The organism is Xenophilus azovorans DSM 13620, from assembly GCF_000745855.1.
In the GTDB taxonomy this organism is placed as follows: domain Bacteria; phylum Pseudomonadota; class Gammaproteobacteria; order Burkholderiales; family Burkholderiaceae_C; genus Xenophilus; species Xenophilus azovorans.
In genome coordinates this window covers 47,095-71,919 of the sequence record NZ_JQKD01000006.1, presented here as the reverse complement: position 1 = coordinate 71,919, position 24,825 = coordinate 47,095, and the positions used below count along the sequence as shown (strand labels likewise).

Annotated in this window: 21 protein-coding genes and 1 pseudogene; 19 read left to right on the top strand and 3 right to left on the bottom strand. The window is 71.0% G+C overall.

Going from position 1 to position 24,825, the window contains the following annotated elements:
• The first annotated feature begins 32 nt into the window (after positions 1-32).
• The 12 genes and pseudogenes from Q392_RS04655 to Q392_RS04605 all read left to right on the top strand — a co-directional run bounded on the left by Q392_RS04655 (position 33) and on the right by Q392_RS04605 (position 16,339).
• Positions 33-2,366, top strand: a complete 2,334-nt coding sequence (locus Q392_RS04655) for a TonB-dependent receptor (protein WP_084216834.1) — start codon at positions 33-35, stop codon at positions 2,364-2,366.
• A gap of 26 nt (positions 2,367-2,392) precedes the next feature.
• Complete coding sequence (locus Q392_RS04650; protein WP_038202082.1) at positions 2,393-2,872, top strand: copper chaperone PCu(A)C; 480 nt, start codon at positions 2,393-2,395, stop codon at positions 2,870-2,872.
• Between the two features lie 103 nt (positions 2,873-2,975).
• The gene (locus tag Q392_RS04645) at positions 2,976-3,782 is read left to right on the top strand and encodes a PhaM family polyhydroxyalkanoate granule multifunctional regulatory protein (protein WP_038202079.1); all 807 of its coding nucleotides are present in this window, start codon (positions 2,976-2,978) and stop codon (positions 3,780-3,782) included.
• Positions 3,783-3,822: 40 nt separating this feature from the next.
• A complete protein-coding gene (locus Q392_RS04640) occupies positions 3,823-5,097 on the top strand; it encodes an FIST signal transduction protein (protein ID WP_038202063.1) in 1,275 nt (424 codons plus the stop codon).
• Between the two features lie 26 nt (positions 5,098-5,123).
• Positions 5,124-5,801 carry a hypothetical protein gene (locus tag Q392_RS04635; protein ID WP_038202060.1) on the top strand — a complete coding sequence of 226 codons (678 nt, stop codon included), beginning with the start codon at positions 5,124-5,126 and terminating at the stop codon, positions 5,799-5,801.
• Between the two features lie 232 nt (positions 5,802-6,033).
• Positions 6,034-6,204 (top strand): annotated as a pseudogene (locus Q392_RS34160) (ESPR domain-containing protein); the annotation flags it as partial.
• 315 nt (positions 6,205-6,519) lie between these two features.
• The gene (locus tag Q392_RS04630) at positions 6,520-10,623 is read left to right on the top strand and encodes a beta strand repeat-containing protein (RefSeq protein ID WP_038202057.1); all 4,104 of its coding nucleotides are present in this window, start codon (positions 6,520-6,522) and stop codon (positions 10,621-10,623) included.
• Between the two features lie 23 nt (positions 10,624-10,646).
• The gene (locus Q392_RS04625) at positions 10,647-11,507 is read left to right on the top strand and encodes an OmpA family protein (RefSeq protein ID WP_169748280.1); all 861 of its coding nucleotides are present in this window, start codon (positions 10,647-10,649) and stop codon (positions 11,505-11,507) included.
• 73 nt (positions 11,508-11,580) lie between these two features.
• A complete protein-coding gene (locus tag Q392_RS33355) occupies positions 11,581-12,066 on the top strand; it encodes a hypothetical protein (RefSeq protein ID WP_038202051.1) in 486 nt (161 codons plus the stop codon).
• A 79-nt stretch (positions 12,067-12,145) separates the two neighbouring features.
• On the top strand, positions 12,146-12,898 hold the full coding sequence (locus Q392_RS04615) for a response regulator transcription factor (RefSeq protein WP_169748279.1): 753 nt from the start codon (positions 12,146-12,148) through the stop codon (positions 12,896-12,898).
• Positions 12,895-14,238, top strand: coding sequence for a FecR family protein (locus Q392_RS04610; protein WP_038202048.1), 1,344 nt, complete (start codon positions 12,895-12,897; stop codon positions 14,236-14,238). The genes Q392_RS04615 and Q392_RS04610 overlap by 4 nt, the downstream gene beginning before the upstream one ends.
• A 124-nt stretch (positions 14,239-14,362) precedes the next feature.
• The gene (locus Q392_RS04605) at positions 14,363-16,339 is read left to right on the top strand and encodes a CHASE2 domain-containing protein (RefSeq protein WP_038202045.1); all 1,977 of its coding nucleotides are present in this window, start codon (positions 14,363-14,365) and stop codon (positions 16,337-16,339) included.
• A gap of 13 nt (positions 16,340-16,352) precedes the next feature.
• Here the strand turns inward: Q392_RS04605 and Q392_RS04600 are convergent, their stop codons facing one another.
• The 3 genes from Q392_RS04600 to Q392_RS04590 all read right to left on the bottom strand — a co-directional run bounded on the left by Q392_RS04600 (position 16,353) and on the right by Q392_RS04590 (position 17,987).
• Positions 16,353-16,670 (bottom strand): helix-turn-helix domain-containing protein, encoded by a 318-nt coding sequence (locus Q392_RS04600; RefSeq protein ID WP_038202041.1) that lies wholly within the window; start codon positions 16,668-16,670, stop codon positions 16,353-16,355.
• Positions 16,648-17,037, bottom strand: coding sequence for a type II toxin-antitoxin system RelE/ParE family toxin (locus Q392_RS04595; RefSeq protein ID WP_038202039.1), 390 nt, complete (start codon positions 17,035-17,037; stop codon positions 16,648-16,650). The genes Q392_RS04600 and Q392_RS04595 overlap by 23 nt, the downstream gene beginning before the upstream one ends.
• A 167-nt stretch (positions 17,038-17,204) precedes the next feature.
• Positions 17,205-17,987: a helix-turn-helix domain-containing protein gene (locus Q392_RS04590; protein WP_051952897.1), complete on the bottom strand. Its 783-nt coding sequence runs from the start codon at positions 17,985-17,987 to the stop codon at positions 17,205-17,207.
• 119 nt (positions 17,988-18,106) lie between these two features.
• On the opposite strand from Q392_RS04590, the gene Q392_RS04585 reads away from it, so the two are divergent.
• The 7 genes from Q392_RS04585 to Q392_RS04555 all read left to right on the top strand — a co-directional run bounded on the left by Q392_RS04585 (position 18,107) and on the right by Q392_RS04555 (position 24,794).
• Positions 18,107-18,937 carry a hypothetical protein gene (locus Q392_RS04585; RefSeq protein ID WP_038202030.1) on the top strand — a complete coding sequence of 277 codons (831 nt, stop codon included), beginning with the start codon at positions 18,107-18,109 and terminating at the stop codon, positions 18,935-18,937.
• Between the two features lie 38 nt (positions 18,938-18,975).
• Positions 18,976-20,922, top strand: coding sequence for an MFS transporter (locus Q392_RS04580; RefSeq protein WP_038202029.1), 1,947 nt, complete (start codon positions 18,976-18,978; stop codon positions 20,920-20,922).
• Between the two features lie 58 nt (positions 20,923-20,980).
• A complete protein-coding gene (locus Q392_RS04575; RefSeq protein ID WP_038202028.1) occupies positions 20,981-21,622 on the top strand; it encodes a phosphatase PAP2 family protein in 642 nt (213 codons plus the stop codon).
• Positions 21,623-21,752: 130 nt separating this feature from the next.
• A complete protein-coding gene (locus Q392_RS04570; RefSeq protein WP_038202668.1) occupies positions 21,753-22,238 on the top strand; it encodes a YiaA/YiaB family inner membrane protein in 486 nt (161 codons plus the stop codon).
• A gap of 59 nt (positions 22,239-22,297) precedes the next feature.
• On the top strand, positions 22,298-22,771 hold the full coding sequence (locus tag Q392_RS04565) for a hypothetical protein (RefSeq protein ID WP_245610645.1): 474 nt from the start codon (positions 22,298-22,300) through the stop codon (positions 22,769-22,771).
• A 47-nt stretch (positions 22,772-22,818) separates the two neighbouring features.
• Positions 22,819-23,661, top strand: a complete 843-nt coding sequence (locus tag Q392_RS04560) for a DUF2145 domain-containing protein (RefSeq protein WP_051952933.1) — start codon at positions 22,819-22,821, stop codon at positions 23,659-23,661.
• 35 nt (positions 23,662-23,696) lie between these two features.
• Positions 23,697-24,794, top strand: a complete 1,098-nt coding sequence (locus Q392_RS04555) for a zinc ribbon domain-containing protein (protein WP_038202023.1) — start codon at positions 23,697-23,699, stop codon at positions 24,792-24,794.
• Positions 24,795-24,825: the final 31 nt, after the last annotated feature.

The window sequence follows — 24,825 nt, the reverse complement described above, 5'->3', positions numbered from 1 at the left end:
GTGCAGGCACGGCCGCGAAAGGCCTGCTTCCCATGAATTCCCTCTTGCCGACGCGCGCATGGCGCCGCGCGGCCTGCTTCCTTCTTTTTTCGCCCTGCCTGGCCGCGCCGTCGTCCTGGGCGCAGCCGGCGGCCGACGACGCGCCGGAGCGCGTCAAGTCGCTGGGCGTGGTCACCGTCACCGGCGGCCAGCCGACCTCGCTGCCCACGCAGATCCCCACCACCATCGAGGGCCTCACGCGCGAGGAGATCGACACGCGCGTCAACGCCACCGACAGCGAGGACGCCCTGAAGTACCTGCCCAGCCTGCTGGTGCGCAAGCGCTACATCGGCGACTACAACCACGCCATCCTCTCCACCCGCGCCTCGGGCACCGGCAACAGCGCGCGCTCGGCGGTGTACGCCGACGGCATCCTGCTGTCGAACTACCTGGGCAACGGCATCGCCAACGGCACCAACTACGCGCCGCGCTGGGGCCTGGTCTCGCCCGAGGAGATCGAGCGCGTGGACGTGATGTACGGCCCCTTCTCCGCCGCCTACCCGGGCAACTCGGCCGGCGCCGTGGTGGACTACGTGACGCGCATGCCGACGAAGCTGGAAGCGCACGTCAGCGCCGGCTACGCCGCCCAGCCCAACGATCTGTACCGCACCCGCGCGACGTTCAACAGCTGGCGCACCAGCGCCTCGCTGGGCAGCAGGGCGGGGGACTGGTCGTGGTGGCTCAGCCTCTCGCACACCGACAGCGAGGGCCAGCCGCAGACCTTCACCACCGCCACCGTCGCCTCCGGCCGCCCGGGCGCCGCCGGCACGCCGGTCGTCGGCTGGGTGGGCGGCCTCAACACCACCAACACGCCCTGGTACATCCTGGGCACCGGCACGCAATACCGCACCGCGCAGGACCAGGCCAAGCTCAAGCTGGCCTACGACATCACGCCCACGCTGCGCGCCAGCTACACGCTGGGCTGGTGGCGCAACAGCGCGCAGGGCCGCCCTGCGAGCTACCTCGCCGGCCCCGGCGGCGTGCCGGTCTACAGCGGCGCGGTCAACATCCTGGGCCGCACCTACACCCTGGCCGACACCGCCTTCCCGCTCACCGACGACGCGCAGACCCACCTGATGCACGGCCTCTCGCTCAGGAGCCGCACGCAGGGCACCTTCGACTGGGAGCTCGCGGCCAGCGTGTACGACTACGCGAAGGACCGACAGCGCGCACCCACCGCCGCGCTGCCGCTGGCCGCCGCCGGCGGCGCCGGCACCGTGCAGGACCAGGACGGCACCGGCTGGCGCACCCTGGCCGCCAAAGGCACCTGGCGGCCCGGCGGCATGCAGGGCGCGCACATCGTGGACTTCGGCCTCGGGCGGGACAGCTACAGGCTGGCCATCGACAAGTACGGCGTCAGCGGCCACTGGCAGGACGGCCCGGCGGACCCGCTCTCGGTCGTCAGCCGCGTGGGCGGCCGCACCGAGACCACCAGCGTCTGGGTGCAGGACGCCTGGCGCCTCGCGCCGCGGTGGCAGGCCGTGCTCGGCCTGCGCTGGGAGGACTGGACCGCGCACCGCGGCTTCACCGCCACCGGGTCCAGCCTGCAGCGCTACGACCGCCGCAGCGAATCGCACGTCTCGCCCAAGGCGGCGCTGATGTGGCAGGCGGCGCCCGACACGGTGATCAAGGCCTCGGCCGGTCGCGCGGTGCGCTTCCCCACCGTGGGCGAGTTGTACGGCGCCACCACCGGCGGCGCGCTGTCCTTCGTCAACGACCCGGCGCTCAGGCCCGAGAAGTCGTGGACCGGCGAGCTGAGCGCCGAGAAGGACCTCGGCAGCGGCCTCGCCCGCGCCACGCTGTTCCACGAGACGACGAAGGACGCGCTCTACAGCCAGCGCGTGCCCGACACCACCGTCTCGCGCGTGCAGAACGTGGACAAGGTGCGCACCACCGGCATCGAGCTGGCCTACACCGGCAGCGACGTGTGGGTGCGCGGACTGGACCTGGGCGGCAGCCTCACCTACGCCGACTCGAAGACCGTCGCCAACGCCAACAACCCCGCCAGCGTCGGCCGGTGGCAGCCGCGCGTGCCGCGCTGGCGCGCCACCGTCCATGCGACCTGGCGGCCCGACGAGCGCTGGGCCTTCACCGTCGCCGCGCGCTACAGCGGCCGCCAGTACTCCAACCTCGACAACAGCGACGTCAACGCCGACGCCTACTTCGGCGCCAGCCGCTACTTCACCGTCGACCTGCGCGTGCGCTGGCAGATCGGCCGCCACTGGTCCGCCGCCTTCGGCATCGACAACGTCAACAACGCGAAGTACTGGAACTTCCATCCCTATCCCCAGCGCACCTATACCGCCTCGCTGCGCTGGGATCTCTGACACTCACCACTTGAAGGAGCCTTTCGATGACTTTCCTTTCCTCCACCCTCCGATCCGCCGCAGCCCTCGTCCTCCTGGCGGGCGCCGCAGCCGCCTTCGCGCAGCCGGCCGCGCCGGTGCAGGCCGACGGCGCCTGGGTGCGCGCCACCGTGCCGGGCCAGAGCGGCACCGGCGCCTTCATGACGCTCACCGCCCAGGCGCCGCTGAAGCTGGTGGGCGTGAGCACGCCCGCCGCCGACGTCGCCGAGGTGCACGAGATGAAGATGGAAGGCGACACCATGCGCATGCGCGGCATCCCGTCGCTGGCGCTGCCCGCGCACCAGGCCGTCGAACTCAAGCCCGGCGGCTACCACGTCATGCTGATGGACCTGGCGCAGCCGCTGAAGGCCGGCGCCACGGTGCCGCTGACGCTGCGCTTCGAGGATGCGCAGGGCGCCGCCAGCACGCTGACCGTCCAGGCGCCCGTGCGCGCGGCGGCCCCGGGCGGCGGCGCGCACCGGCACTGAACGCGCTGCGCCGGGAGCCGGGTGGAGTAAGCTGGACGCGCGGCGCCTGCCGCGCTGCGCGACGCCACCAAACCACCCGATCCCGAGGTTCAGAGGAGACCGCATGACCGACAACGCCAAGCCCTTCGCCTTCAGCCAGTTCGTGCCCGGTTTCGACTTTCTCAAAAGCCTGACCGGCGCGGCCGCGTCGGGCGTCGTGCCGGGCATGCCCAGCCTGTCGAACTGGGTGGCGCCGACCCTCAGCGTCGAAGAGATCGACAAGCGCATCAAGGAACTCAAGACCGTCCAGTTCTGGCTGGAGCAGAACGTGCACGCGCTCAAGGCCACCATCCAGGCGCTGGAGGTGCAGAAGATGACCCTGTCCACGCTGCAGGGCATGAACGTGCGCATGGAGGACCTTGCCAACGCCTTCGCCCGCTCGACCGTCAGCGCCGCCGAAGCGGTGCGCGGCGCCGCAGCAGCAGCGGCGTCCGCGCCGGCGGAGCCGCCGCAGCCGGCACCCGAGCCGCCGCCCCCGCCCGCCGCGCCCGAGCCCGTGCAGGACGAGGCCGATGCCGAGGAGGAGCAGGAGCAAGAGCAGCCCGCCGACGCCGCTGCGAAGCAGGCCGAGGCGCCGGCCGCCGCGCCGGGCGTGATCGACCCGCTCCAGTGGTGGGGCGCGCTCACCCAGCAGTTCCGCGAGATCGCCAGCAACGCGTTGCAGGACGCGGCCCACCTGCGCATGCCGGTGATGCCGGGCGGTGATGCAGGCGCCGGCGGCGCGAAACGCAGGAAGGCCGCCGCCCCCGCTGCCGCTCGCAAGACCCCGGCGAAGAAGAAGGCGCCCGCAGCGGCGGCACGCGCACCGGCCCGCAAGACGGCCGCGCGTGCACGCCCCAAGGCCAAGGCCGCGCCCGCCTCCCGTCGATGACCCTCACACCCGCCGGCCGCCGCGCCGGCCGCTGCCGCCCATGAAGCTGTTCCCCTCCGGCCACGCCACCCATCCGCAATGGCGCATGGCCGCCGGCCTCGTGCTCGCCCAACTGCGCGCACAGATGGCCCTGCCGGACCACGAGTCCGCGCCCACCCTGGGCCTGCTCTACATCACCGACCACTATGCCGCCGAGGCGCAGGAGATCCTCGACCACCTCGCCGCCGAACTGCCCGAAATCACCGACTGGGCCGGCACCGTGGGCGCCGGCATCGTCGCCAACAACGCCGAGTACATCGACGAGCCCGCCCTGAGCGTGCTGCTGGCGGCGCTGCCCGGCGACCAGTACCGCGTGTTCTCTGGCGTCGCGCCGCTGACCGCCGGTGCGGGGCCGAACGCGCGCTTCCGGCCGCACACCGCCCTGGTGCACGCCGACGGCGAGACGCCCGACCTGCCCGACCTCATCGCGGAGATCGCGGGCCGCACCGACACCGGCTACCTCTTCGGCGGCCTGTCGTCCGGGCGCACCGGGGCGCTGCAGTTCGCCGTCGGCGGCAACGGCAACCTGCGCGGGCAGGGCGCAGCGCGCGGCGTGTTCCGCGGCGGCCTGTCGGGCGTGGCCTTCGGCGCCGGCGTGCGGCTGGTCTCGCGCGTCACCCAGGGCTGCCAGCCGGTCGCGGCCGAGCGCGAGATCACCGGCGCCGACGGCAACCTCGTGCTCACGCTCGACGGTGCGCCGGCGCTGGACGTGCTGCTGGCCGACCTGAACGTCTCGCTGGAGGACGACCCCGAGCAGGCCATCGAGACCGTGCGCGCCACGCTCGCCGGCCTGGCCTCGCCCGGCGCCGACGGCGGCCGCCGCACGCGCCACCTGGGCGCCGACGTGCGGGTGCGCCACATCATCGGGCTCGACCCCAACCGCCGCGGCGTCGCCATCGCCGACCAGGTCGAGTCCGGCATGCGCCTGGCCTTCGTGCGGCGCAGCGCCCAGGCGGCCCGCGCCGACCTGATGCGCATCTGCGCCGAGATCCGCGAGGAACTGGAGCCGCAGGAGCAGAGCCTGGCCGTCGCGCGCGCCGTCGCCGCCACCGACGCCGAGGCCGCGCCGCACCCCGCGCGCCGCATCGCCGGCGCCGTGTACGTGAGCTGCATCGGCCGCGGCGGCCCTCACTTCGGCGCGCCCAACGCCGAGCTGCAGATCGTGCGCCACGCGCTGGGCGACGTGCCGCTGACTGGCTTCTTCGCCGGCGGAGAGATCGCGCGGCACCACCTGTACGGCTATACCGGGGTGCTGACGGTGTTCACCACCGATTGAGCGGGCAGCGCCGACCGCCTCGCGTGATGGCCGGCCCGAAAGAAGGCGCTCCCCGGGGCCGCCGCGCACCGCTGGCCTGGACGCTGGTGGCCGTGCTGGCGGCCCTGGTCGCCGCGCTTGCCTGGCTCGCGTTCCATCGCCCGCCCTTCGGCCGTGGCGACGTCGCAGTCCACGTGCTCGACCCGGCGCGGGTGGTGGTGCTGCGAACGCCCGGCGGCCATCTGGATGTGTCCACGCTGGTGAAGGTGGAGGAGTTCGGCTGGCGCTCGTCGCGCACCTGCCTGTGGCGCGATTGCGGCTGGCTGCTGGGGCAGCGGGTGGGGACCATCAAGGTCCCGGTGCACTACACGTACCGCATCCCGCTGGCGGACAACTGGACCCTGCGGCCGTCGGGCGACGGCTACGTGTTGAGCGTGCCCGCGCCGCAACCGCTGCTGCCGCCGGCCATCGACCTTGAGAAGGCGCAGTTCCGCAGCGAGACAGGCGGCCTGCTGGCGCCGGGTTCCGCCGCCAACCAGGCGCTGCTGCTCAAGCACCTGGGACCCGAACTCGCCCGCCGCGCCGAGCGTGTCGACTACCTGCAGATGCAGGCGCCGGCAGCCGAGAAGACGATCCGTGAATTCGCGCAGCAATGGATGCGCGAACAGATCCAGCCCCCGGCCGCGGCGGTGCGGATCGAGGTCCGCATGGGCGACGGCGGGTAGCCGGCGGTCTAAGTCAACTCGACCACCCGCGGTGCATCGGCACTCAAGGGCATTTCCTCGCGTTGCCGGCAGATGCCTGCTCTTGAGGCGCATTGCGGTTGCGTGCAAGGCGGGAAGGTTTTTGCTTTTGTGACATTGCGCGCCTAAATGTGTCAAACAGTGTGTCGTGAGGGGTAAGAAAAAGGGCCTCCTGGGGAAGATCGGCGCTGCCTCAAGCAGGTATGCGCAATCAATGGGCCGCGAGGGCGGCGACTCAGGAGAGAACTTCATGAACAGAATCCATCGTTCCATTTGGAACGAATCGCTCGGGGCGTGGGTGGCCGCGTCTGAAATCAGCCCAGCAGGCGGCAAGAGAAGCGGCGGCCGGTCGCTGCGCAGCGTGGCAGTGGCCGTGCTGGTCGCGCTTGGCGGGGCGCAGGCGGCCGTGGCGCAAACTGCCATTGGCACGGGTTTCACGGGTGGCGCGGGCGCCACGGCCACGGGTGCGGGCGACATTGCCGTCGGCGACGGCGCCCTGGCCAACTTTGGAGGCACCGGAGCGCCAGCCATTGCCATTGGCGCCATTGCTCACGCAACTGCCGGTGGTACCACTGCCATCGGCAACGGTGCGGAAGCGCTCACAGTCAACTCCACTGCGATTGGCATCAATTCAAAGGTTGAGGGCTTTGGTTCGGGAACGGCACTGGGTTCCTGGGCCTACGTCAACGGCACGGCTGGCGTGGCCCTTGGCGACGCCGCCAAGGCCTGGGCAAGCAGCGCCACGGCGGTGGGCAACTTGGCGCACGTTTACACCACTTCGGGCTATGCCGGTGGCTACAGGGCGCGCGCAGGGTCGGTCCTGCCGCCTGGCGCCACGAGCGCGCAGAAGGATGAGGACTACGGCGCCGTGGCGCTGGGCTCCCTGTCCGTCAGCGACGGCCACGCGACGGTCGCGATCGGCGTGGGCACCAACGCCAATGGCAATAACGCGATCGCCATCGGCGGCGGCACGCTCCAGGACCTGATCGACAACGGCGACACCGCCCCCAACACCGCGGCCTATGCCACGGGCGACCGGAGCATCGCCATCGGCTATGCCTCCAAGGGCATCAGCGCCGACGCGGTTGCCATCGGCCGCAACGCCCAGGTCAGCAGCACCGGCACCGACACCAACGTCGCGCTCGGCGCGAACAGCATCGCCAACGGCAGCACGCTCTCCGCCGGGGCGTTTATTCCCGTCGATCCGGCGACCGGCGCGCCGAGCACGAAGGTGGCGGGCCTGGCGCCGGTGGGCGAGGTGTCCGTGGGCGCGGCCGGCAGCGAGCGGCGCATCACCAACGTGGCCGCCGGCTCCGCGCCGACGGACGCGGTGAACGTGAGCCAGCTCACCCGGGTGGACGAGACCGCGAACGCCGGCTGGAACGTGACGACCGGCGCCACCGGCACCGGCGTGGCGACGGGCACCAGCGTCGCCAACGTGGGGCCGTCCGACACGGCCAAGTTCGTGGCGGGCAACAACATCGCGATCACGCAGGCCGGCAAGGACCTGACCATCGCCACGAGCATGACGCCTACCTTCACCAGCGTGACGGCGACCAGCGGCGTCTTCGTGACGGGCGGCCCGAGTATGACGGCCACCGGCATCGACGCGGCCGACATGAAGATCACCAACGTCGCGCCGGGCACCATCAGCAGCACCAGCGAAGACGCCGTCAACGGCAGCCAACTCCACGGCCTGGGCACCACCATCGCCAATTCGATCGGCGGCACCACCACCTACGACGGGAACACCAACACGCTCACCACCGGGCTGACGGTGGGAGGCACCACCTACAACACGGTGCAGGACGCGCTGGGCTACGTCGGCCAGGGCTGGAACGTGACCACGGCCGCGACCGGCACGGGCACGGCATCGGGCACCAGCGTCGCCAACGTGGCGCCCGGCGGCACCGCCACGTTCACGGCCGGCAACAACATGGCGCTGACCCAGAGCGGCACGGGCGTGACCATCGGCACCAGCATGACGCCCACCTTCACCACCGTGACGACCGGCGGCACGGTGATGAACGCCTCCGGCGTGACCATTGCCGGCGGGCCGAGCATGACCACCACGGGCATCAATGCCGGCGGCCTGGTCATCACGAACGTCGCGGCGGGGACCAATCCGACCGATGCCGTCAACGTGAGCCAGCTCAGCAGCAACCAGACCCACTACTACAGCGTCAACGACGGCACCACGACGCAGGGCAACTACGACAACGACGGCGCGGCGGGCACGAATTCGCTGGCTGCGGGCACCCGTGCGTCCGCGCAGCTCGACGAAGACGTCGCGATCGGGGCGGGCGCCTCGGCGAACGGCCAGCGCCTGCCCACGTCGCCCAATCCGGCGGGTGACAAGGGCAGGTCGATCGCCGTCGGCTACGAGGCGGCGACGGAGTCGGTCAGGTCCATCGCCATCGGCCCGGAAGCCAAGGTGCTCGGCGGCGGCAGCGAGAAGTCGATCGTGATCGGCGACGCCTCCGTCATCGACAACAGCACGAATTCCTGGACGCTGGGCCAGACCAACAACACGACGGACTCCACGCAGGCGGGCGTCATCGGCGGCTTCAACAACGTGACCGGCGCCACCAGTTCCATGGTCTTCGGCTCCAACAACGAGCTGACCGGCGGCCAGGGGGTCATGGTCAGCGGGGCGCTGAACAAGGTCAGCAACTCGAACGTCAGCGCGATCACGGGTGCCAACCTCAACGTGGCCAATGCTACGGGCAGCGTCATCACCGGCATGAACGCGCTGGGCAACACCAGCGTGCTGACCGGCCTGACCAACAGCCAGCTCATCGGCAACAACACCCAGAACGTCGGTGCAGGGGTCGTCAACTCGCAGCTCCTCGGTAACAACCTGAGCGTTGCCGCCGCGGCGGACAGCGTGGTCGGGATCGGCCATGGCGCCGTGCTGGGCGCCAGCAACACGGTGGCCGTCGGGGCGGGCGCCGCGGCGAACAACGTCGACGACGTGGCGTTGGGCTCCGGCAGCACGACCGCCGCGGCCAACCCCACCGCGAGCGTCACCATCAATGGCACGACCTACAACTTCCAGGGCATCAACCCGACCAGCGTGGTGAGCGTCGGCGCCGCGGATTCGGAGCGCCAGATCACCAACGTGGCCGCCGGCCGCATCAGCCAGACCAGCACCGATGCGATCAACGGAAGCCAGTTGTACGCCACCAACCAGGCGATCGAGGCCGTCACCAAGGTCGCAGGCGCGGGCTGGAACCTCCAGGCCAACGGCGACGCCGCGAGCAACGTCGCACCGGGCGACACGGTGCAGTTTCTCGATGGCGACAACATCGAGATCACCCGCAACGGCAGCGACGTGACCGTGGCGACCAAGAAGGACGTCAGCTTCGACAGCGTGACCACCGGCGATACGGTGATGAACACCGACGGGGTGACCATCGCCGGCGGACCCAGCATGACCACCGCGGGCATCGACGCCGGCAATCTGGTGATCACCAACGTCGCGCCGGGCACCATCGGCAGCACCAGCACCGATGCGGTGAACGGCAGCCAGTTGTATGGCCTCGGCACGACCATTGCCAATTCCATCGGCGGCGGTACGACGTACAACCCGGCCACGAACGTGCTGAACACGGTGCTGACGGTGGGGGGCAACACCTACAACACGGTGCAGGACGCGCTGCAGCAGGTCAGCAGCACGGCCAGCGCCGGCTGGAACATGACCACCGGGCAGACCGGCACCGGCACGGTCAGCGGCACCTCCGTGGCCAACGTGGCGCCGAGCGGGACGGCCACCTACGTGGCGGGCGACAACATCTCGCTGACGCAGAACGGCAGCACGCTGACCATCGCCACGAATCCGAACGTGTCGTTCGACAGCGTGACCACCGGCAACACCACGATGAACACCGACGGCGTGAGCATCGCCGGCGGTCCCAACGGCACGGTGAGCCTCACCAACACCGGCCTGAACAACGGCGGCAACGTGATCACGAACGTCGCGGCCGGCGTCAACCAGACGGACGCGGTGAACGTGAGCCAGCTGGAGGCGGTGTCCAGCGTGGCCAATGCCGGCTGGAACCTGGGCGTGAACGGCGGCCCCGCCACCAACGTGGGGCCGGGCGGCACGGTGCAGGTGAATGCCGGTACCAACATGGTCGTCACGCAAAGCGGCACCAACCTGACGATCGGCACCTCGCCGGACCTGACGGCCGACAGCGTGACCATCAACAACGGCGGCCCGACGATCAACCAGACCGGCATCACCATGCAGGCGGGCAACACGCTCAACATGGGCGGCAACACCATCACCAACGTGGCGGTGGGCGTCAACCCGACCGACGCGGTGAACCTGAGCCAGCTGCAGCAGGTCCAGGCCGGCGGCGTCCAGTACGACACGCATGTGGACGGCACCACCAACTACAACAGCGTCACGCTCAACCCGGGCGGCAGCGGCCCGACGTCGATCCACAACGTGGCACCCGGCGTGGCGGGCACGGATGCGGTGAACGTCAACCAGCTCAACGCGGCCACCGGCAACCTGCAGAACCAGATCAACGGCCTGGACAACCGGGTGACGAAGATGGGCAAGGAGCTGTCGGGCGGCATCGCGGCCTCGGCGGCGATGGCGGTGGTCACGCCGGTGGAGCCGGGCCGCTACCACCTCACGGGGGCCGTGGCTGCCTACAACGGGCAGGTGGGCATCGGCTTCAACCTGCTCAAGCGTTCCGACAACGGCCAGACCACGTTGCACGCCGGCGTGGGCTGGGGCTCGGGCGGCAGCAAGCCGATCGCGCGCGTGGGATTCGGTTTCTCGTTCGACTGATGCGGGTCGGAGATCACAACATCATGAAAAGCAAGCAAATGAAGTTCGTCCGTGCGGCGCGTGTGGCGTCGGCGGTGGCCGCGGCTGCCGTGCTCGCTGCCTGCGGCAGCACAGGGTCCAAGGTGGAGGCCACCAACGTGGCGCATGGCGCTCCGGCAGAGAAGGTGGAGGTGCGCTTCCCCGAGCCGGGCAGCGCCTGGCTCAAGGGCGGCGCCTTCGTCGACGTGGAGCAGTTGCGCCGCATCGGCCGCGGCATGACGAAGAACCAGGTGCGCGGGCTGATCAGCCACCCGCATTTCGGCGAAGGGCTGTTCGGGCCCACCGAATGGGACTACCTGTTCAACTTCCGCACGGGCAAGGGCGACGAGTTCGTGACCTGCCAGTACAAAGTGGTGTTCAAGGAGGGGGTGTCCGACCAGTTCTACTGGCGCGAGCCGGCCTGTGCGGACTATCTCAAGCCCAAGGTCGCAGAGGTGGTGCGCGTCCCGGCGGCGACGCCGGAGCGCTTCCAGCTCGGCGCCGATGCGCTGTTCGCCTTCGACAAGTCGGGGCCGGGCGACATCCTGCCCGAGGGGCGCCGCCAGCTCGACGAGCTGGCCGCGAAGCTCAAGGGTGCCTACAAGCGGCTGGACAGCATCACCATCGTCGGCCACACCGACCGGCTGGGCAGCGAGGCCTACAACCAGCGCCTGTCGATGGCGCGCGCCGCGACGGTGCGCGACTACCTGGCGGCGCGCGGGCTGCCGCAGGGCGCGCTGCGCGCCCACGGCGTGGGCGAGGCACAACCGGTAGCGCAGTGCGCGGACAGCCTGCCGCGCGCGGCACTGATCGCCTGCCTGCAACCGAACCGCCGGGTCGAGCTGGAGGTGCGCGGCGAGCGCTAGAAGCCGCCGGCAGTCGCCGTACGGGTCGAGAGCACAAGAGCAGAGCAGGGCGCGGGCATGACAGGGGGAGCGCATGAACGGACAGCCGTCCCATTTCGTCGCCGTGCTGGACCCGGTGCGCTACAGCCAGGCACGCACGCGGCGCCTGCTGGCTGAACTGGGCCTGCCGGCGACGGTCTTCGAACGCGCCGCCGACCTGGGCGCGGCCCTGGCGGCCGGCCGGCGCTTCTCCATGCTGGTGCTGTCCTTCGAGGGCAGCCTGATCGTCGCGCGGGCGGAACTGGAGCACGTGAAGGCCCATGCCGGACCGGGCATGCCGCTCATGCTGCTGATGTCGCCGCTGCATGTGGAGCTCGCGACGTGCGTCATGTCCAGCCCGCATGCCGACTTCCTGCTCGCTCCCTTCACCGAGGACGAACTGCGCGAGCGCCTGCGGATGCTGCATCTGTGCCGCATCGAGGTGTTCGTGCCGCCTGCCGCGGCGGACGACGACATGCCGATGGACACGATGCCGCCGCAGCTTCCACCTAACGAAGACAGTCGGCCTTTGGCCCTGTGAGCCGCATGCGGGCGTACACTTTTCCCGTACGCGGCTCGAGCCGCAGCGACGGCGTGGAGGAGCGCCAGGAGACACAGGCATGGCGACGTTGAACAACCTGCCGGTCAGCTTTCGTGCAGGGCATTCCGACGAGACGCTCAGGCGCGTGGCCCTGCTGGAGGATTCGCCGGAGGAGGCGCAGGCGCTGAAGGAACTGCTCGGCGCCAACGGCGTGGAAGTGCGGCACCAGACGCGGGCCGAAACCTTCCTGAACATGCTGCGGCGTGACAGCTTCGACGTGCTGATCCTCGACTGGAACCTGCCCGACGCGACGGGCTACGAGGTGCTGCGCAAGGTACGCGACGACCTGGGCTTGAGCATTCCGGTGCTGATGCTGACGGCGCGCAGCGGCGAGTTCGAGATCGTGCAGGCCCTCAGCGGCGGCGCGAGCGACTATGTCATCAAGCCGTGGCGCCCCTTCGAGCTGCTGGCGCGCCTGAAAGTGCTGATGCGCGGGCCGGTCTCGGCGCAAAGGGCGCCCTACCAGGAAGTGATCGAGGGCTGGTGCTTCGATGCGGCACAGCGGCAGGTCAGCCACGGCGAGGTGGCGATCCGGCTGGCCGGCAAGGAGTTCGAGGTCGCGCGGCTCTTGTTCCGGCACCTGGGGCGTTCGGTGTCGCGCGAGCACATCACGCAGACGGTGTGGGGCGGCGACGCGCCCAGCCGCACGGTGGACACGCACGTGTCTCGGGTGCGCGTCCGTCTGGGCCTGACGGCCGCCAACGGTTTCCAGCTTCAATCGATCTACGGCTTCGGCTACCGGCTGGACCGGGTGGCGCCCGGCGCGCCATGACCCGGCGCCGTTCGAGCCGCATCGGCCTCTGTGCGCTGGCCCTGTTCGAAGGGCTGGCCGGTCCGGCCTCGGCGCAGCAGCCGTCACCGCCGCCGGGCCGCACGCACATCGTGCGCCCGGGCGAGACGCTGTGGGACATCACGCGCCAGCACCTGGGCCGGCCACTGCTGTGGCCCGGCGTGCAGCAGCGCAACCGCGTGGGCGAGCCGCGGCTGCTGCAGATCGGCCGGGTGCTGCATTTCGACGACAGCGAGCGGCAGGCGGTGGTGCTGGCGGCCACCGGCGACGTGCGGATGGTGGACGGCCTGGCGGTGGCGGGCGGCCCTCCGGCGGGCGCGCTGCTGGCGGCGGGCTCGCGCCTGCCCGAAGGCAGCCGGTTGCGCACCGGTGCCGACAGCTTCGTCACCCTGCGCCTGCCCGACGGTTCGAGGACCACGCTGCCTTCCCGGTCGCAGGCGCGGCTGGTGCGCTACTTCGATGCATCGGGCCGCCCGTCGGTGCTGGTGGAGCTGGAGTCCGGCGACCTCGAGTCGCGGGTGCCGCCGCGCGGCCACGCCCCGGCGGCCGATGCATGGCGGGTGCGCACCCGGATGGCGACGATCGGCGTGCGCGGCACGCACTTCCGAGTGAGCCTGCCCGATCCGGCCAATGCCGCGGTCAGCGTGCTGGAGAGCGCGGTGGCGGTGCAGGCGCCGGCGCGCGCGCCCGTGCGGGTGCCCGAGGCCAAGGGCCTGCTGGCCGGCGACAGCCCGCTGGCCGGGCAGGTACAGGATCTGCTGCCCGCCCCGGATTGGGTGGAGCCCGGCCGACCGCAGAACCAGCCGGGCGTGCTGCTGGCCTGGAACGGCGTGGCCGGCGCCGGCAGCTACCACGTGCAACTGGCGCGCGACGCGGAGTTCATCGACCTGGCGGCCGAGCAGCGCCTGCCCGCCGGCGGCGGGCGCGAGCTGGCCCTGTTCGACGGCATCGCGCCGGGCAGCTACTTCGCCCGCGTGGCGGCGGTCACGCCCGAAGGGGTGGAAGGGCTGCTGTCGATGGCCGGCTTCTCGCGCGCCCAGGCGTCGCTGGACGGCACGGCGCGCTGGCTGGCGGACCGGGGCGAACTGGCCTTCTCGTGGAGCGCGGTGCCCGGCGCCACCTACACGCTGGAGGTGGCGGACGACGAGCAGTTCCATCGCCTGGCCGTGCAGGTCGGCGGGCTGCAGGGCGAGGAAGCCCGCGTGCAGGCGTTGCCGCCCGGCCAGTACTGGTGGCGCGTGCGCGCCGAGGTGGTGGACCAGGGCCAGCGCAGCGAGCTGGTCGGCCCGGCCCGGCCGCTGCTGGTGGAGGGTGTGCGCTGATTCGACAACATCCACCGCTCACGCCGAGCTTGGCCCGTCCTGAGCCTGTCGAAGGGTCGAAGCGCCGTGCCCGGCTTCGACAAGCTCAGCCCGAACGGTGTGTGTCGATCGAACGCGAATCCATATGAACGCCGCGCCGTCGACCCCCAGCCGCCTGCGGCGCGAGTGGCTGCTGTGCCTGGCAGCGGTGCTCGCCTGCGCCTTGCTCCTGCTGCGCAGCGGCGCGATGGAGCGGGTCGACCTGGCCGTGTACGACGCGGCGCTGCGGCTGGACGGCGCGCAGCCGCACCCGGACATCCTGATCGTGGCGGTGGACGAGGCGAGCCTCTCGGCCCTCGGGCGCTGGCCCTGGCCGCGCGAGCACCATGCGCAGCTGCTGCGCATCCTGGCCACCGCGCAGCCGCGCGCGGTCGCGCTGGACCTGCTCTTCACCGAGCCGGCCGAGCGCCCCGCCGCCGACGATGCGCTGGCGGGCGCGCTGGCGGCGCTGCGCGAGGCGGCCCCCGTCTTCCTGCCGCTGACGCTCGGCGAGCCACTGGCGCGGGGGCGCGCGCCGCAGCCCCTGCTGCCGCTGCCGGCCTTCGAGCGCGCGGCGAGCGGGCTGGGGCACATCCACGTCGAGCTGGACAGCGACAGCGTGGCGCGCAGCCTGTACCTGTACGAAGGCACGGCGGGCCGGCGGTGGGGTGCGCTGTCGCTGCGGCTGGCGCAGGCGGCCGGTGCCGGCACACCCCCGCGCGGCCCCGATGCGCCGCCCGACGGCACGGGCTGGCTTCGCGAATCGCGCCTGCTGGTGCCCTTCGTCGGCGGGCCTGGCGCCTACCGCACGGTGCCCTACGTCAGCGTGCTGCGCGGCGAGGTGCCGGCCGCTGCGCTGCGCGACAAGGTCGTGCTGGTGGGCCTGACGGCCACCGGCGTGGGCGACCGCTACCCGACGCCGCTGTCGGGCGCCTCGGCGCTCACGCCGGGCGTGGAGATCAATGCCGCCGCGGTGGACGGCCTGCTGACCGGCCGCATGCTGCGTCCGGTCGGCGCTGGAATGCAGATGCTTGCTGCGGTGCTGGCGCTGATCGCGTGGATGGCTTGCCTCTGGCGGCTGGGGCCGCGCGGCGGGGTGGGGGGGCTGTTCGCCTTCGCGCTGCTGGCGCTGGGCGTGTCGGCCAGCATGCAGGGGCTGCTGCGCTGGTGGCTGCCGGTGGCCTCGTGGTGGATCGCGGCGCTGCTGGGCTACCTGCTGTGGAGCTGGCGGCGGCTCGCGGCCCTGCTGGCCGACCTGTACCGGCGCGCGGAGACGCTGCGCCCCGGCGCCGCTGCCGAAGCCGCGGGGCCGGGCGGCTGGCAGCACGTGGTGGACGCGCTGGACCGCGGCCTGGCCGCGGAGCAGCAGGTACAGCGCCAGCGCAACGAGGCGCTGCAACTGCTGTCGCACGACCTGCGCGCGCCGCAGTCGGCCATCCTGGCGCTGCTCCATGGCGCGGGGCAAGCGCCGAGCGCCCAGGCGGCCGAGCTGCACGGCCGCATCGAGCAGCAGGTGCGCGCCACGCTGGACCTCGCCGACGACTTCGTGATGCAGCTCCGCGCCGAAGGCGACGCCTACGACTGGCAGGAGGTGGATCTCGCGCAGCTGGCCATCGATGTGCACGACCGGGCCTGGCCGCTGGCGAAGGCCAAGGACATCGCGCTGGCGCTGCAACTGCCGCGCGAAGAGGATGCCGGTGTCGCCGAGAGCTGCTGGATGAACGTCGACCCGCGCATGCTCGGCCGCGCGCTGTTCAACCTGGTCGAGAACGCCATCAAGTACAGCCCGCCGCACACCGGCGTGGATCTGGCCCTGGCCTGGCAGCAGGGCGAGGACGCCGTGTTCACCGTGCGCGACCAGGGCGTGGGCATCGCACCGGCCGACCTGCCGCGCCTGTTCGAGCGCTACGGCCGTGTCGGCGACACCGGCGCCACGACCGGCCACGGGCTGGGGCTGAGCCTGGTGAAGACCGTGGCCGAGCGCCATGGCGGCCATGTGCAGTGCGCCAGCACGCCGGGGGAGGGCAGCGTGTTCACGCTGGCGGTGCCGGGGCGGCGGGCGGTGCCCGAAGTTGGCGTCTGAGCCTCATCCGGCGTCAGGCGATGGACTGAATGCCGTTCTTTTCCACTACCGTCAGCAGGCGCAAGGCCGGGCCACCCGGCTTCTTGACGCCCCGTTCCCAATCGGAAACAAGGTTCTTGCTCACGTTCAGGTAGAGCGCAAAGACGGGCTGTGACAGATGTTCGCGCTCGCGCAGCGCACGAATGCGTTCCGGCGACATGGGCTGCGTGGGTGTCAGGCAGCTTTGGTCGAACTCGCGCATGGTCTGCTTGTCGATGGCGCCGATGTCATGCAGAGCCTCCATCGTTTCGTGGATGGCCGCGTACGCCTCACTTCGGTATTTCTTCGCCATGACCATGTACCTCTGAAAATTGCTTCCTACCGATCAGTTCGGACAGATCCGCATCCGACAGACCAAGTACGAAGGCTGCAGCCTTCCTGAATGCGGCTTCTTCGTCGTCGTCGATGTTGTCGCGGCCGCTCTTGGCGAACCCGTAGACGAAGAACGCGCGCTCCGCCGCCCGGTACAGGACGATGGTGCGGAACCCGCCGGACTTGCCATGCCCCGGCCGGGCCACCCGCTGTTTGATGACGCCGCCACCCAGGTCGGCATCGATCAGGCCCCGTTCGATGCGGCCAACGGCATCAAGAAGCGCCTCGTCCGATATGCACTGCTTGCGGGCAAATCGCCCGAACCAGGCGTTCTTGAAAACCCTCATCCCGCCTCCCCGGATTTTTATCACACCTAGTATTACACAAAAGGGTGTTGATAGCGAGGCGCCATCGCCTCACAGCTGCCTTGGCTCAGTGGGAAGACCGACGACCCACCCCGGTAGCCGGCATCAGCGAGCACCCGCGCACCGGCCTGTGCCGCCAGCCGCTGCGTTCACTTCACGACGTGCCGCACCGTGGCGCCACGCTTGGCCGTGGGCAGTTCGCCGCGCCGGAGCTGCGTGAACTGCTCGAACTCCCAGTTGCGCATGCCCAGCAGCAGGGTGAAGCCCTCGCGGTCGTCGGGCGAGAGTTTCTGGTCGGTCTGGTGCTGCTGCGCGAAGTCCTGCGCCACGCGCTGCAGCCGCTCCAGGAAGGCCGGCGCCAGCGCGCGGCTGATGCTGCCGTGCACCAGCAGCAGCCCCTCGGCGGGGCCGTCGAAGCCGCCGCGGTAGTAGTCCAGCACCACGTGGTCGCGGAAGAACTGCATCACTGGGCCGTGCGGTCGCCAGCGGAAGGTCTTGGCCAGCTTGAGCCGGTAGCGGTTCAGCGGCCGCAGTTCGATGATGCCGATGCGGTCCAGCTGCGCCAGGTAGCCGATGCATTCCGCCTCGCTGATGCGGTAGGCGGCCACGATCTGCTCCAGCGTCCACTGGCTCAGCACGCTGATGGCGACCAGCAGCAGCTTCTTGTCCCTGACCACCGCCTTCTCCTGGTCCTGCGTCAGCTCCTTGAGCAGCGGCTGCGCGTCGGCCACCCGCCGCGCCAGGTCGGCGAAGTCCAGCCGCAGCGCGCGGCAGATCGCGTCCACCCGCGACAGCGGCATGTCGCCCTTGGCCAGCATGCGCTTGACGCTGGACTCGGCCATGCCCAGCGCGACCGCCAGGTCCGCGTAGGTCATGCGGGCGTGCTTGAGTTCGTTCTTGATGGCCTGGACCAGGTCGATGGTGGTGCTCATGGTTGAAGTATAGAAATCCGATACCTATGATGCATCATTCTTCATCCGTATCGATTTTCGATTCTTTCCCCGGCGGCTTTGCCTACAGTGCACCGGAACTTTTTCACGGACCGCCGCCCATGACTTTCCCCGTCCTCCCGTCCCTGAGCCGCCGCGAACGCCTGCTGGCCGGTTTCCTCCTTCTCCTCTGGGTGCTGGCTGTTGCCGCACCGGCCCTGCCGATGCCGGCGGCGCTGGCAGCCGGCTTCGCCGACGGCCGCGGCTGGCACGGCCTGCCCAATGCGCTGGACGTGCTGAGCAACCTGCCTTTCGCGCTGCTCGGGCTGGCGGGGCTGTGGCGGCTGCACCGCGTCGACCGCTGGGCGCACCCGGAGCCGGGCGCCGACGAGCGCGCCGCGAACGCGCTGGACTGCGCCTGGCTGTTCTTTGCCGGCCTGCTGGTGACGGCTGCCGGCTCCGCCTTCTTCCACCTGCAGCCCGACGCCCATCGCCTGGCGGCGGACCGCGCCGGCATGGCGGTGGCCTTCGCCGGGCTGGTCGGGCTGGCGGCGTGCGAGCGCGTGTCGCCCCGTGCCGGCTGGGCCACGGCCTGGTGCACACTGACCGGCGGCCTGCTGGCGGCGGCCGTCGCGGCTGAGACGGGCAACGTGCTGCCCTGGGCGCTGGTGCAGTTCGGCGGCATGGCGCTGGTGCTGGCGATGGCCCTCGTGCCCCGCGTGCGCGGCGCCCTGGGGCTGAACCTGGGCGCGGTGATCGCCTGCTACGCCGTGGCCAAGCTGCTGGAGGTGGGCGACCACGCGATCTACGAGGCCACGGCTCACCTGGTGTCGGGCCATACGCTCAAGCATCTCGTGGCGGCGCTGGCGGCCCTGCCGGTGCTGGCCATGGTGCGGGCCGCCGGGCGCGGGGGGCTGCGGCACAATCCGGCGCCGGCCGCCGCCACGGCGTGACGCAAGAACGACAAGGCCGAGAGCGAGGGATCCAGCCGATGAGCACGAGCGCTTCCAACCCCACCCAGCCCGGCGCCAACGCGCAGGCCAACCAGTTCGCGCTGCTGGGGCAGCGCCGCTTCGCCCCGTTCTTCTGGACGCAGTTCGCCGGCGCCGCGAACGACAACCTGTTCAAGTTCGCCTTCACCGTGATGGTGACCTACCAGCTCCAGGTCGCCTGGATGAAGCCGGCCATGGCCGGGCTGGTGATCGGCGCGCTGTTCATCCTGCCCTTCCTGCTGTTCTCGGCCACCGCCGGTCAGCTCACCGACAAGTACGACAAGACGGTCATCATCCGCCTGGTCAAGAACCTCGAGATCGCGATCATGCTGCTCGCGGCCTGGGGCTTCGTGACGGCCCACGTGCCGGTGCTGCTGGCCTGCGTGTTCCTCATGGGGCTGCACTCCACGCTGTTCGGGCCGGTCAAGTACGCGTACCTGCCGCAGGTGCTCGACGCGCGCGAGCTCACCGGCGGCAACGGCATGGTGGAGATGGGGACCTTCGTCGCCATCCTGCTCGGTCAGGTGGCCGGCGGCCTGCTGGTGGCGCTGCCCGGCATCGGCCACACGACGGTGGCGGCCGGCTGCGTGCTGCTGGCGCTGGCGGGCCGTGTGGCGGCGCAGGCGATCCCGCGCACGGCGGCCACCGACCCGGGCCTGCGCATCAACTGGAACCCGGTGAGCGAGACCTGGCGCAACCTGAAGCTCGCGCACGGCAACGTGGTGGTGTTCCGCTCGCTGCTGGGCATCTCGTGGATGTGGTTCTTCGGCGCGGTGTTCCTGAGCAACTTCCCGGCCTTCGCCAAGGAGGTGCTGCACGGCAACGAGCAGGTGGCCTCGCTGCTGCTGGTGGTGTTCTCGGTGGGCATCGGCATCGGCTCCCTGCTGTGCGAGACGCTGTCGCACCGGCAGGTCGAGATCGGCCTGGTGCCGCTGGGCGCCATCGGCATGAGCGTGTTCGCCATCGACCTGTACTTCGCCTCGCGCGGGCTGCCGCCGGCGGCCGAGATGGGCGCCGCCGCCTTCGTCGGCCACGCCTCGCACTGGCGCGTGATGGCCGACCTGGCGCTGCTGAGCCTGTGCGCGGGCCTGTACAGCGTGCCGATGTATGCGCTGATCCAGCTGCGCAGCCAGCCCACTCACCGGGCGCGCGTCATCGCCGCCAACAACATCCTCAACGCGCTGTTCATGATCGGCAGCGCCGTCATCGCCGGCGCGCTGCTGGCGGCGGGCTTCACCATCCCGCAGATCTTCCTCTTCACCGGCATCGCCAACGCGGTGGTGGCCTTCTACATCTTCATGCTGGTGCCCGAGTACCTGTTGCGCTTTGTCGCCTGGGTGGCCTCGCGCTGCGTCTACCGCTTCAAGGTGCGCGGCGACGAGCACATCCCCGCCGAAGGGCCCGCAGTGCTGGTGTGCAACCACGTCAGCTTCGTCGATGCGGTGCTGCTGATGGCGGCCAGCCCGCGGCCGGTGCGATTCATCATGGACCACCGCATCTTCAAGGTGCCGGTGCTGGGCTGGCTGTTCCGGCTGGCCAAGGCCATCCCCATCGCGCCACAGAAGGAGGATGCCGCCGCCTACGAACGCGCCTTCGCCGAGGCCGTGGCGGTGCTGCGCGAGGGCGACCTGCTGGGCATCTTCCCCGAGGGCGGCATCACTCGCGACGGGCAGTTGCAGCCTTTCAAGGGCGGCGTGATGAAGATCCTCGAACTCGCGCGCGCCGAAGGCATCGAAGCGCCGGTGATTCCGATGGCACTGACCAACCTGTGGGGTTCCTTCTTCAGCCGCATCGAGGTGCGAAACGGCGAGAACGTGGCGATGGTGCGGCCCTTCCGCCGCGGCCTGCTCAGCCGCGTGGGCCTGAACGTCGGGCCGGCCATGCCGCCGGCCGAGCTGGCGCCCGAGGCCATGCGCAGCCACGTGGACGGACTGCTGGCCTCGTGAGCCTGCCGCCGCGCCCTTCCATCGCACACCACGGCGCCATGCCCGCCGGGCGCATCCGGTGAGCGGCTGGCAGCTCTTCACCTGGCTGGGCGACAGCGCGCTGCTGCTTCCTTGCGCGGCGCTGGTCGCCCTGTGGCTGCTGATCCCGCGGGCGACGCGGCCGCAGGGCTGGACCTGGGTGCTGTGCTTCGGCGCCACCGGGGCGCTGGTGGCCCTGACGAAGCTGCTCTTCCTCGGCTGGGGGGTGGGCAGCGCTGCGCTCGACTTCACCGGCATCAGCGGGCACACGGCGCTCTCGACCTGCTTCTGGCCGGTCGCACTGTGGCTCATGGGTTCGCGCGGCACGCACCGGCTGCGCGTGGCGCTGGCGGCTGCCGGCTGGCTGCTGGGCGCGCTGATCGGCGTGTCGCGCACGGCGCTCGACGCGCATTCGGCCACGGAGGTCGGCGCCGGCTTTGCGCTGGGCGCGTCGGCCAGCCTGGTCTTTCTGCTGCGGCAGCGCCGCTGGCCGCACCTGCGCGTCCGCGCCCACTGGGTGTTCGCGGCGCTGCTGGCCCCGCTGCTGGTGGTGGAGCCGGGGTGGCGCGCCCCCACCCATGACTTCGTCGCCTGGCTGGCCGTGGAACTGGCCGGCCACGACCGGCCCTACACCCGGGCCGACCTGCACCAGGGGACCCGCCCCGCGCCGCGCCGCTGGTGAAGCAGGAAGGGTATCGAAATACGATACCCATGAGGTTCTTGAAGGAGACGGGTGCATTCATTCGATGCGCCTGCGCGGCATGGCCCGCACCATCCGCCTCACCTCAACTCCGCCGCAAGGCACCAAGCACATGCACACCTCCGCTCCCCTCGTCCGCATCCAGCGCGACACCCGCGCCTGGCAGTTCCAGACCTGGGCCTCCTTCGGCATCGCCGTCTTCCTGTGCGCCACCGGCCTGGCCTGGCTGCCGGGCGAGAACCTGGAGCGCGCCTTCATGGTGATGGGCTACGTGTTCTGCCTTTCGGCGGTGTTCATGCTGGCCAAGTTCGTGCGCGACAACCAGCATCCGGGTGCAGCCGGCGACACGCCGATGTGGAAGCTGGTGGTGTGGGGCGGCTTTGTCACCGCCATGGGCCTGACGGCCTGGGGCCTGCTGCGCATGCCGATCAACGAGGCCTACAAGGCGTACCTCGGCGTGAGCTGGCTGTTCCTGGTCAGCTCGGCCTTCACGCTGGCCAAGATGCTGCGCGACCGCCATGAAGCCGACCTGGCCGACGCCCGCCTGGCCGGCCGCCGCGAAGCCCTCGAGGCACGCGACGCCGCGCGGGGCGAGTGAAGCCTGGCGCGCCTTCTTCTTCCTCACGAATCCACCTTACGCAGGAGTCCGTCATGACCATGCAAGCCACGTGTTCGTCTTCCATCCGTTCGGTCTTCGCCGCAGTGGGCCTGGCCGTCGCCCTCGCCCTGGGGGCCGCTTCGCCCGCACGAGCGCAGAGCGAAGCCTCTGCCGCCCTGTCGCTGCTGCCGGTGGCTTCCGTCGTGGGCGCCGCATCGGCGGCGGGCGCCGTCGGCGCGACGGCGCTGGCGCTGCCGGCCGCGCTGTCGGTGGGCGGCGCGGTGCTCACGGTGAAGGCGGTCGAAGCCTCGGCCGACGGCACCGTCTACCTGCTGGAGCGTGCTTCCGACGGCGCGCAGGCCAGCGTGCGGCTGATGGACCGCGGCGCCCGCGCGGTGTCGGTGGCGACGGGCGCGTCGGTGGAGGTCAGCGTGATCGGCACCGGCGTGCTGCTCTCGGCCGCTGGGGAGGTGCTGGCCTTCATCCCCAACGCCATCGGCCGGGCGCTGCTGCACGACGAGAGGCTGCTGTGAGGCCGCCGCGCACCAACTTCGGCCCCTACGAGCTGGAGGAGACCCGGATGCCGCGAAGCCGCCGCTGGCTGCGCCGGCTGCTGCACACAGCGCTGCTGATCGCGCTGGTGGCGTTCGCGGGGCTGGTCCTGTTTCCGGTGTCGGCCCATGCCGGCCGTTCGTGCGAGGAACGGCAGCCCACGGCTGCCGCGCTCTCCCGCGGCCTGGAGCTGGCGCAGCGCACCTCGCAGGCGCTGGACGCCAGCGGCGCCCGGGTGGTGGTGTTGGCCCGGGCCGGCCAGGACCTGAGCCGCTACGGCCTGAGCTGGTCGCACATGGGCTGGGCCTACAAGAGCGCCGAGGGCCCCTGGCGCGTGGTCCACAAGCTCAACCGCTGCGGTACCGCCGAGGCGATCGTGCAGCGCCAGGGCCTGGGCGAGTTCTTCCTCGACGATCCCTGGCGCTACGAGGCGGCATGGGAGGTGCCCTCGCTGCAGGTGCAGCAGCAGTTGTGGGCGCTGCTTTCGCAGCCGGCGCCGCAGCTCTCGCGGGCGCTGTCGGTGGTTTCGACGCGGTCCTACAGCCTCGTCAGCTACGCCTGGGGGCAGAAGTACCAGCAGTCCAACCAGTGGGCCATCGAGACCCTGGCCCTGGCGATGGAGCCCGGCACGGTGCGCCAGCGCACGCAGGCGCAGGCCTGGCTTCGCTTCAAGGGCTACGAGCCGACCACGCTGCGGCTCGGACCGTTCACCCGGCTGGGCGGGCGCATCGGCGCCGCGAACGTGGCCTTCGACGATCATCCGAACGAGAAGCGCTTCTCGGACCGCATCGAGACGGTGACGGTGGACTCGGTCTTCGAGTGGCTGCCGCGCGCCGGCCTGGGTGCGCCGCCGGTGCGCCTGAAAATCTGAGAGCCTGTTCGGTGTCTCCAAGGAAGGAACTGTCAATGAGCAAATCGCTGCGTCTGTCGGAGAAGTGGTTCCGCCGCGGCCTGTGGCTGGTGGCGCTGGTCTTCGCCGGTTTCCTGATCGGCCTGGGCGGCACGGTGGTGGGCGATCTGCCGCGCGTCGAGCGCACGCTGCAACTGGAGGACTTCATGCCGCCCGGGCGTGCCGACGCGCTGCGCGAGTCGGTGCGCCAGGCCGAGGAGAAGGCGCAGGCCGCGCAGCGCGCGCTCGACCAGGCGCAACTGCAGGTGCAGGCCACCGGCCAGGCCAGCCGCAACGCCCGCGAGACCTTCGACAACTGGCTGGCCACGCGCCGCGCCACGCAACTGCCGCAGCAGGACGCCGAACTCATCGCCCGCACGCGCCAGCTCGATGCGCTCAAGGCCGCCGAGGACGACGCGCAGCGCCAGGCGGCCGCCCAGCGCCAGCAGCGCCTGGATGCCCGCCAGCAACAGGAGGCGCGGCAGGCGGAGCTTCATGCGCTGGAGGCCGAGGCGTACGAGAAGCTGGAGGCCGAGCAGCGCCGCGTCGAGCTGCGCGTGTTCCTCTACCGCCTGGCGCTCACGCTGCCTCTGCTGCTGGTGGCGGGCTGGCTGTTCGCGAAGAAGCGCCAGGGCACGTGGTGGCCCTTCGTCTGGGGCTTCATCCTCTTCGCCCTGTTCGCTTTCTTCGTCGAGCTGGTGCCCTACCTGCCCAGCTATGGCGGCTACGTCCGCTACGTCGTGGGCCTCATCATCACGGTGCTGGTGGGACGCTATGTCATCGTCGGGCTGCAGCGCTACCTGGCGCGGCAGAGGGAGGCCGAGGCCCATTCGGCCGAGCAGCGGCGCGAGGCACTCGGCTACGACACCGCGCTGGCGCGTCTGGCCAAGGGCGTGTGCCCGGGCTGCGAGCGCCCGGTGGACCTGAAGGCGGCCGCGGCGGGGCAGCCCACGGGCGGGGCGCTGAATTTCTGCCCGCACTGCGGCATCGGCCTGTTCGACCATTGCGGGCACTGCCAGGCGCGCAAGAGTGCCTTCTCGCGCTTCTGCCCGGACTGCGGCGCGTCCGCGCACCCGGGCGGCGCGCAGCCGGCCGTGGCAGCGTCGCCCGGCTGATCGTGTCGCGGTGTTCGGGCTTTCCGCACGA

Bases quoted from the DNA above. Each gene is read 5' to 3' on its own strand.
- Q392_RS04605 (WP_038202045.1), top strand. From the start codon at position 14,363: ATGAACGCCGCGCCGTCGACCCCCAGCCGCCTGCGGCGCGAGTGGCTG.
- Q392_RS04595 (WP_038202039.1), bottom strand. From the start codon at position 17,037: ATGAGGGTTTTCAAGAACGCCTGGTTCGGGCGATTTGCCCGCAAGCAG.
- Q392_RS04635 (WP_038202060.1), top strand. From the start codon at position 5,124: ATGGCCGGCCCGAAAGAAGGCGCTCCCCGGGGCCGCCGCGCACCGCTG.
- Q392_RS04615 (WP_169748279.1), top strand. From the start codon at position 12,146: ATGGCGACGTTGAACAACCTGCCGGTCAGCTTTCGTGCAGGGCATTCC.
- Q392_RS04650 (WP_038202082.1), top strand. From the start codon at position 2,393: ATGACTTTCCTTTCCTCCACCCTCCGATCCGCCGCAGCCCTCGTCCTC.
- Q392_RS04640 (WP_038202063.1), top strand. From the start codon at position 3,823: ATGAAGCTGTTCCCCTCCGGCCACGCCACCCATCCGCAATGGCGCATG.
- Q392_RS04585 (WP_038202030.1), top strand. From the start codon at position 18,107: ATGACTTTCCCCGTCCTCCCGTCCCTGAGCCGCCGCGAACGCCTGCTG.
- Q392_RS04580 (WP_038202029.1), top strand. From the start codon at position 18,976: ATGAGCACGAGCGCTTCCAACCCCACCCAGCCCGGCGCCAACGCGCAG.
- Q392_RS04565 (WP_245610645.1), top strand. From the start codon at position 22,298: ATGCAAGCCACGTGTTCGTCTTCCATCCGTTCGGTCTTCGCCGCAGTG.
- Q392_RS04645 (WP_038202079.1), top strand. From the start codon at position 2,976: ATGACCGACAACGCCAAGCCCTTCGCCTTCAGCCAGTTCGTGCCCGGT.
- Q392_RS04600 (WP_038202041.1), bottom strand. From the start codon at position 16,670: ATGGCGAAGAAATACCGAAGTGAGGCGTACGCGGCCATCCACGAAACG.
- Q392_RS04625 (WP_169748280.1), top strand. From the start codon at position 10,647: ATGAAAAGCAAGCAAATGAAGTTCGTCCGTGCGGCGCGTGTGGCGTCG.
- Q392_RS04610 (WP_038202048.1), top strand. From the start codon at position 12,895: ATGACCCGGCGCCGTTCGAGCCGCATCGGCCTCTGTGCGCTGGCCCTG.
- Q392_RS04590 (WP_051952897.1), bottom strand. From the start codon at position 17,987: ATGAGCACCACCATCGACCTGGTCCAGGCCATCAAGAACGAACTCAAG.
- Q392_RS04655 (WP_084216834.1), top strand. From the start codon at position 33: ATGAATTCCCTCTTGCCGACGCGCGCATGGCGCCGCGCGGCCTGCTTC.
- Q392_RS33355 (WP_038202051.1), top strand. From the start codon at position 11,581: ATGAACGGACAGCCGTCCCATTTCGTCGCCGTGCTGGACCCGGTGCGC.
- Q392_RS04570 (WP_038202668.1), top strand. From the start codon at position 21,753: ATGCACACCTCCGCTCCCCTCGTCCGCATCCAGCGCGACACCCGCGCC.
- Q392_RS04555 (WP_038202023.1), top strand. From the start codon at position 23,697: ATGAGCAAATCGCTGCGTCTGTCGGAGAAGTGGTTCCGCCGCGGCCTG.
- Q392_RS04560 (WP_051952933.1), top strand. From the start codon at position 22,819: ATGCCGCGAAGCCGCCGCTGGCTGCGCCGGCTGCTGCACACAGCGCTG.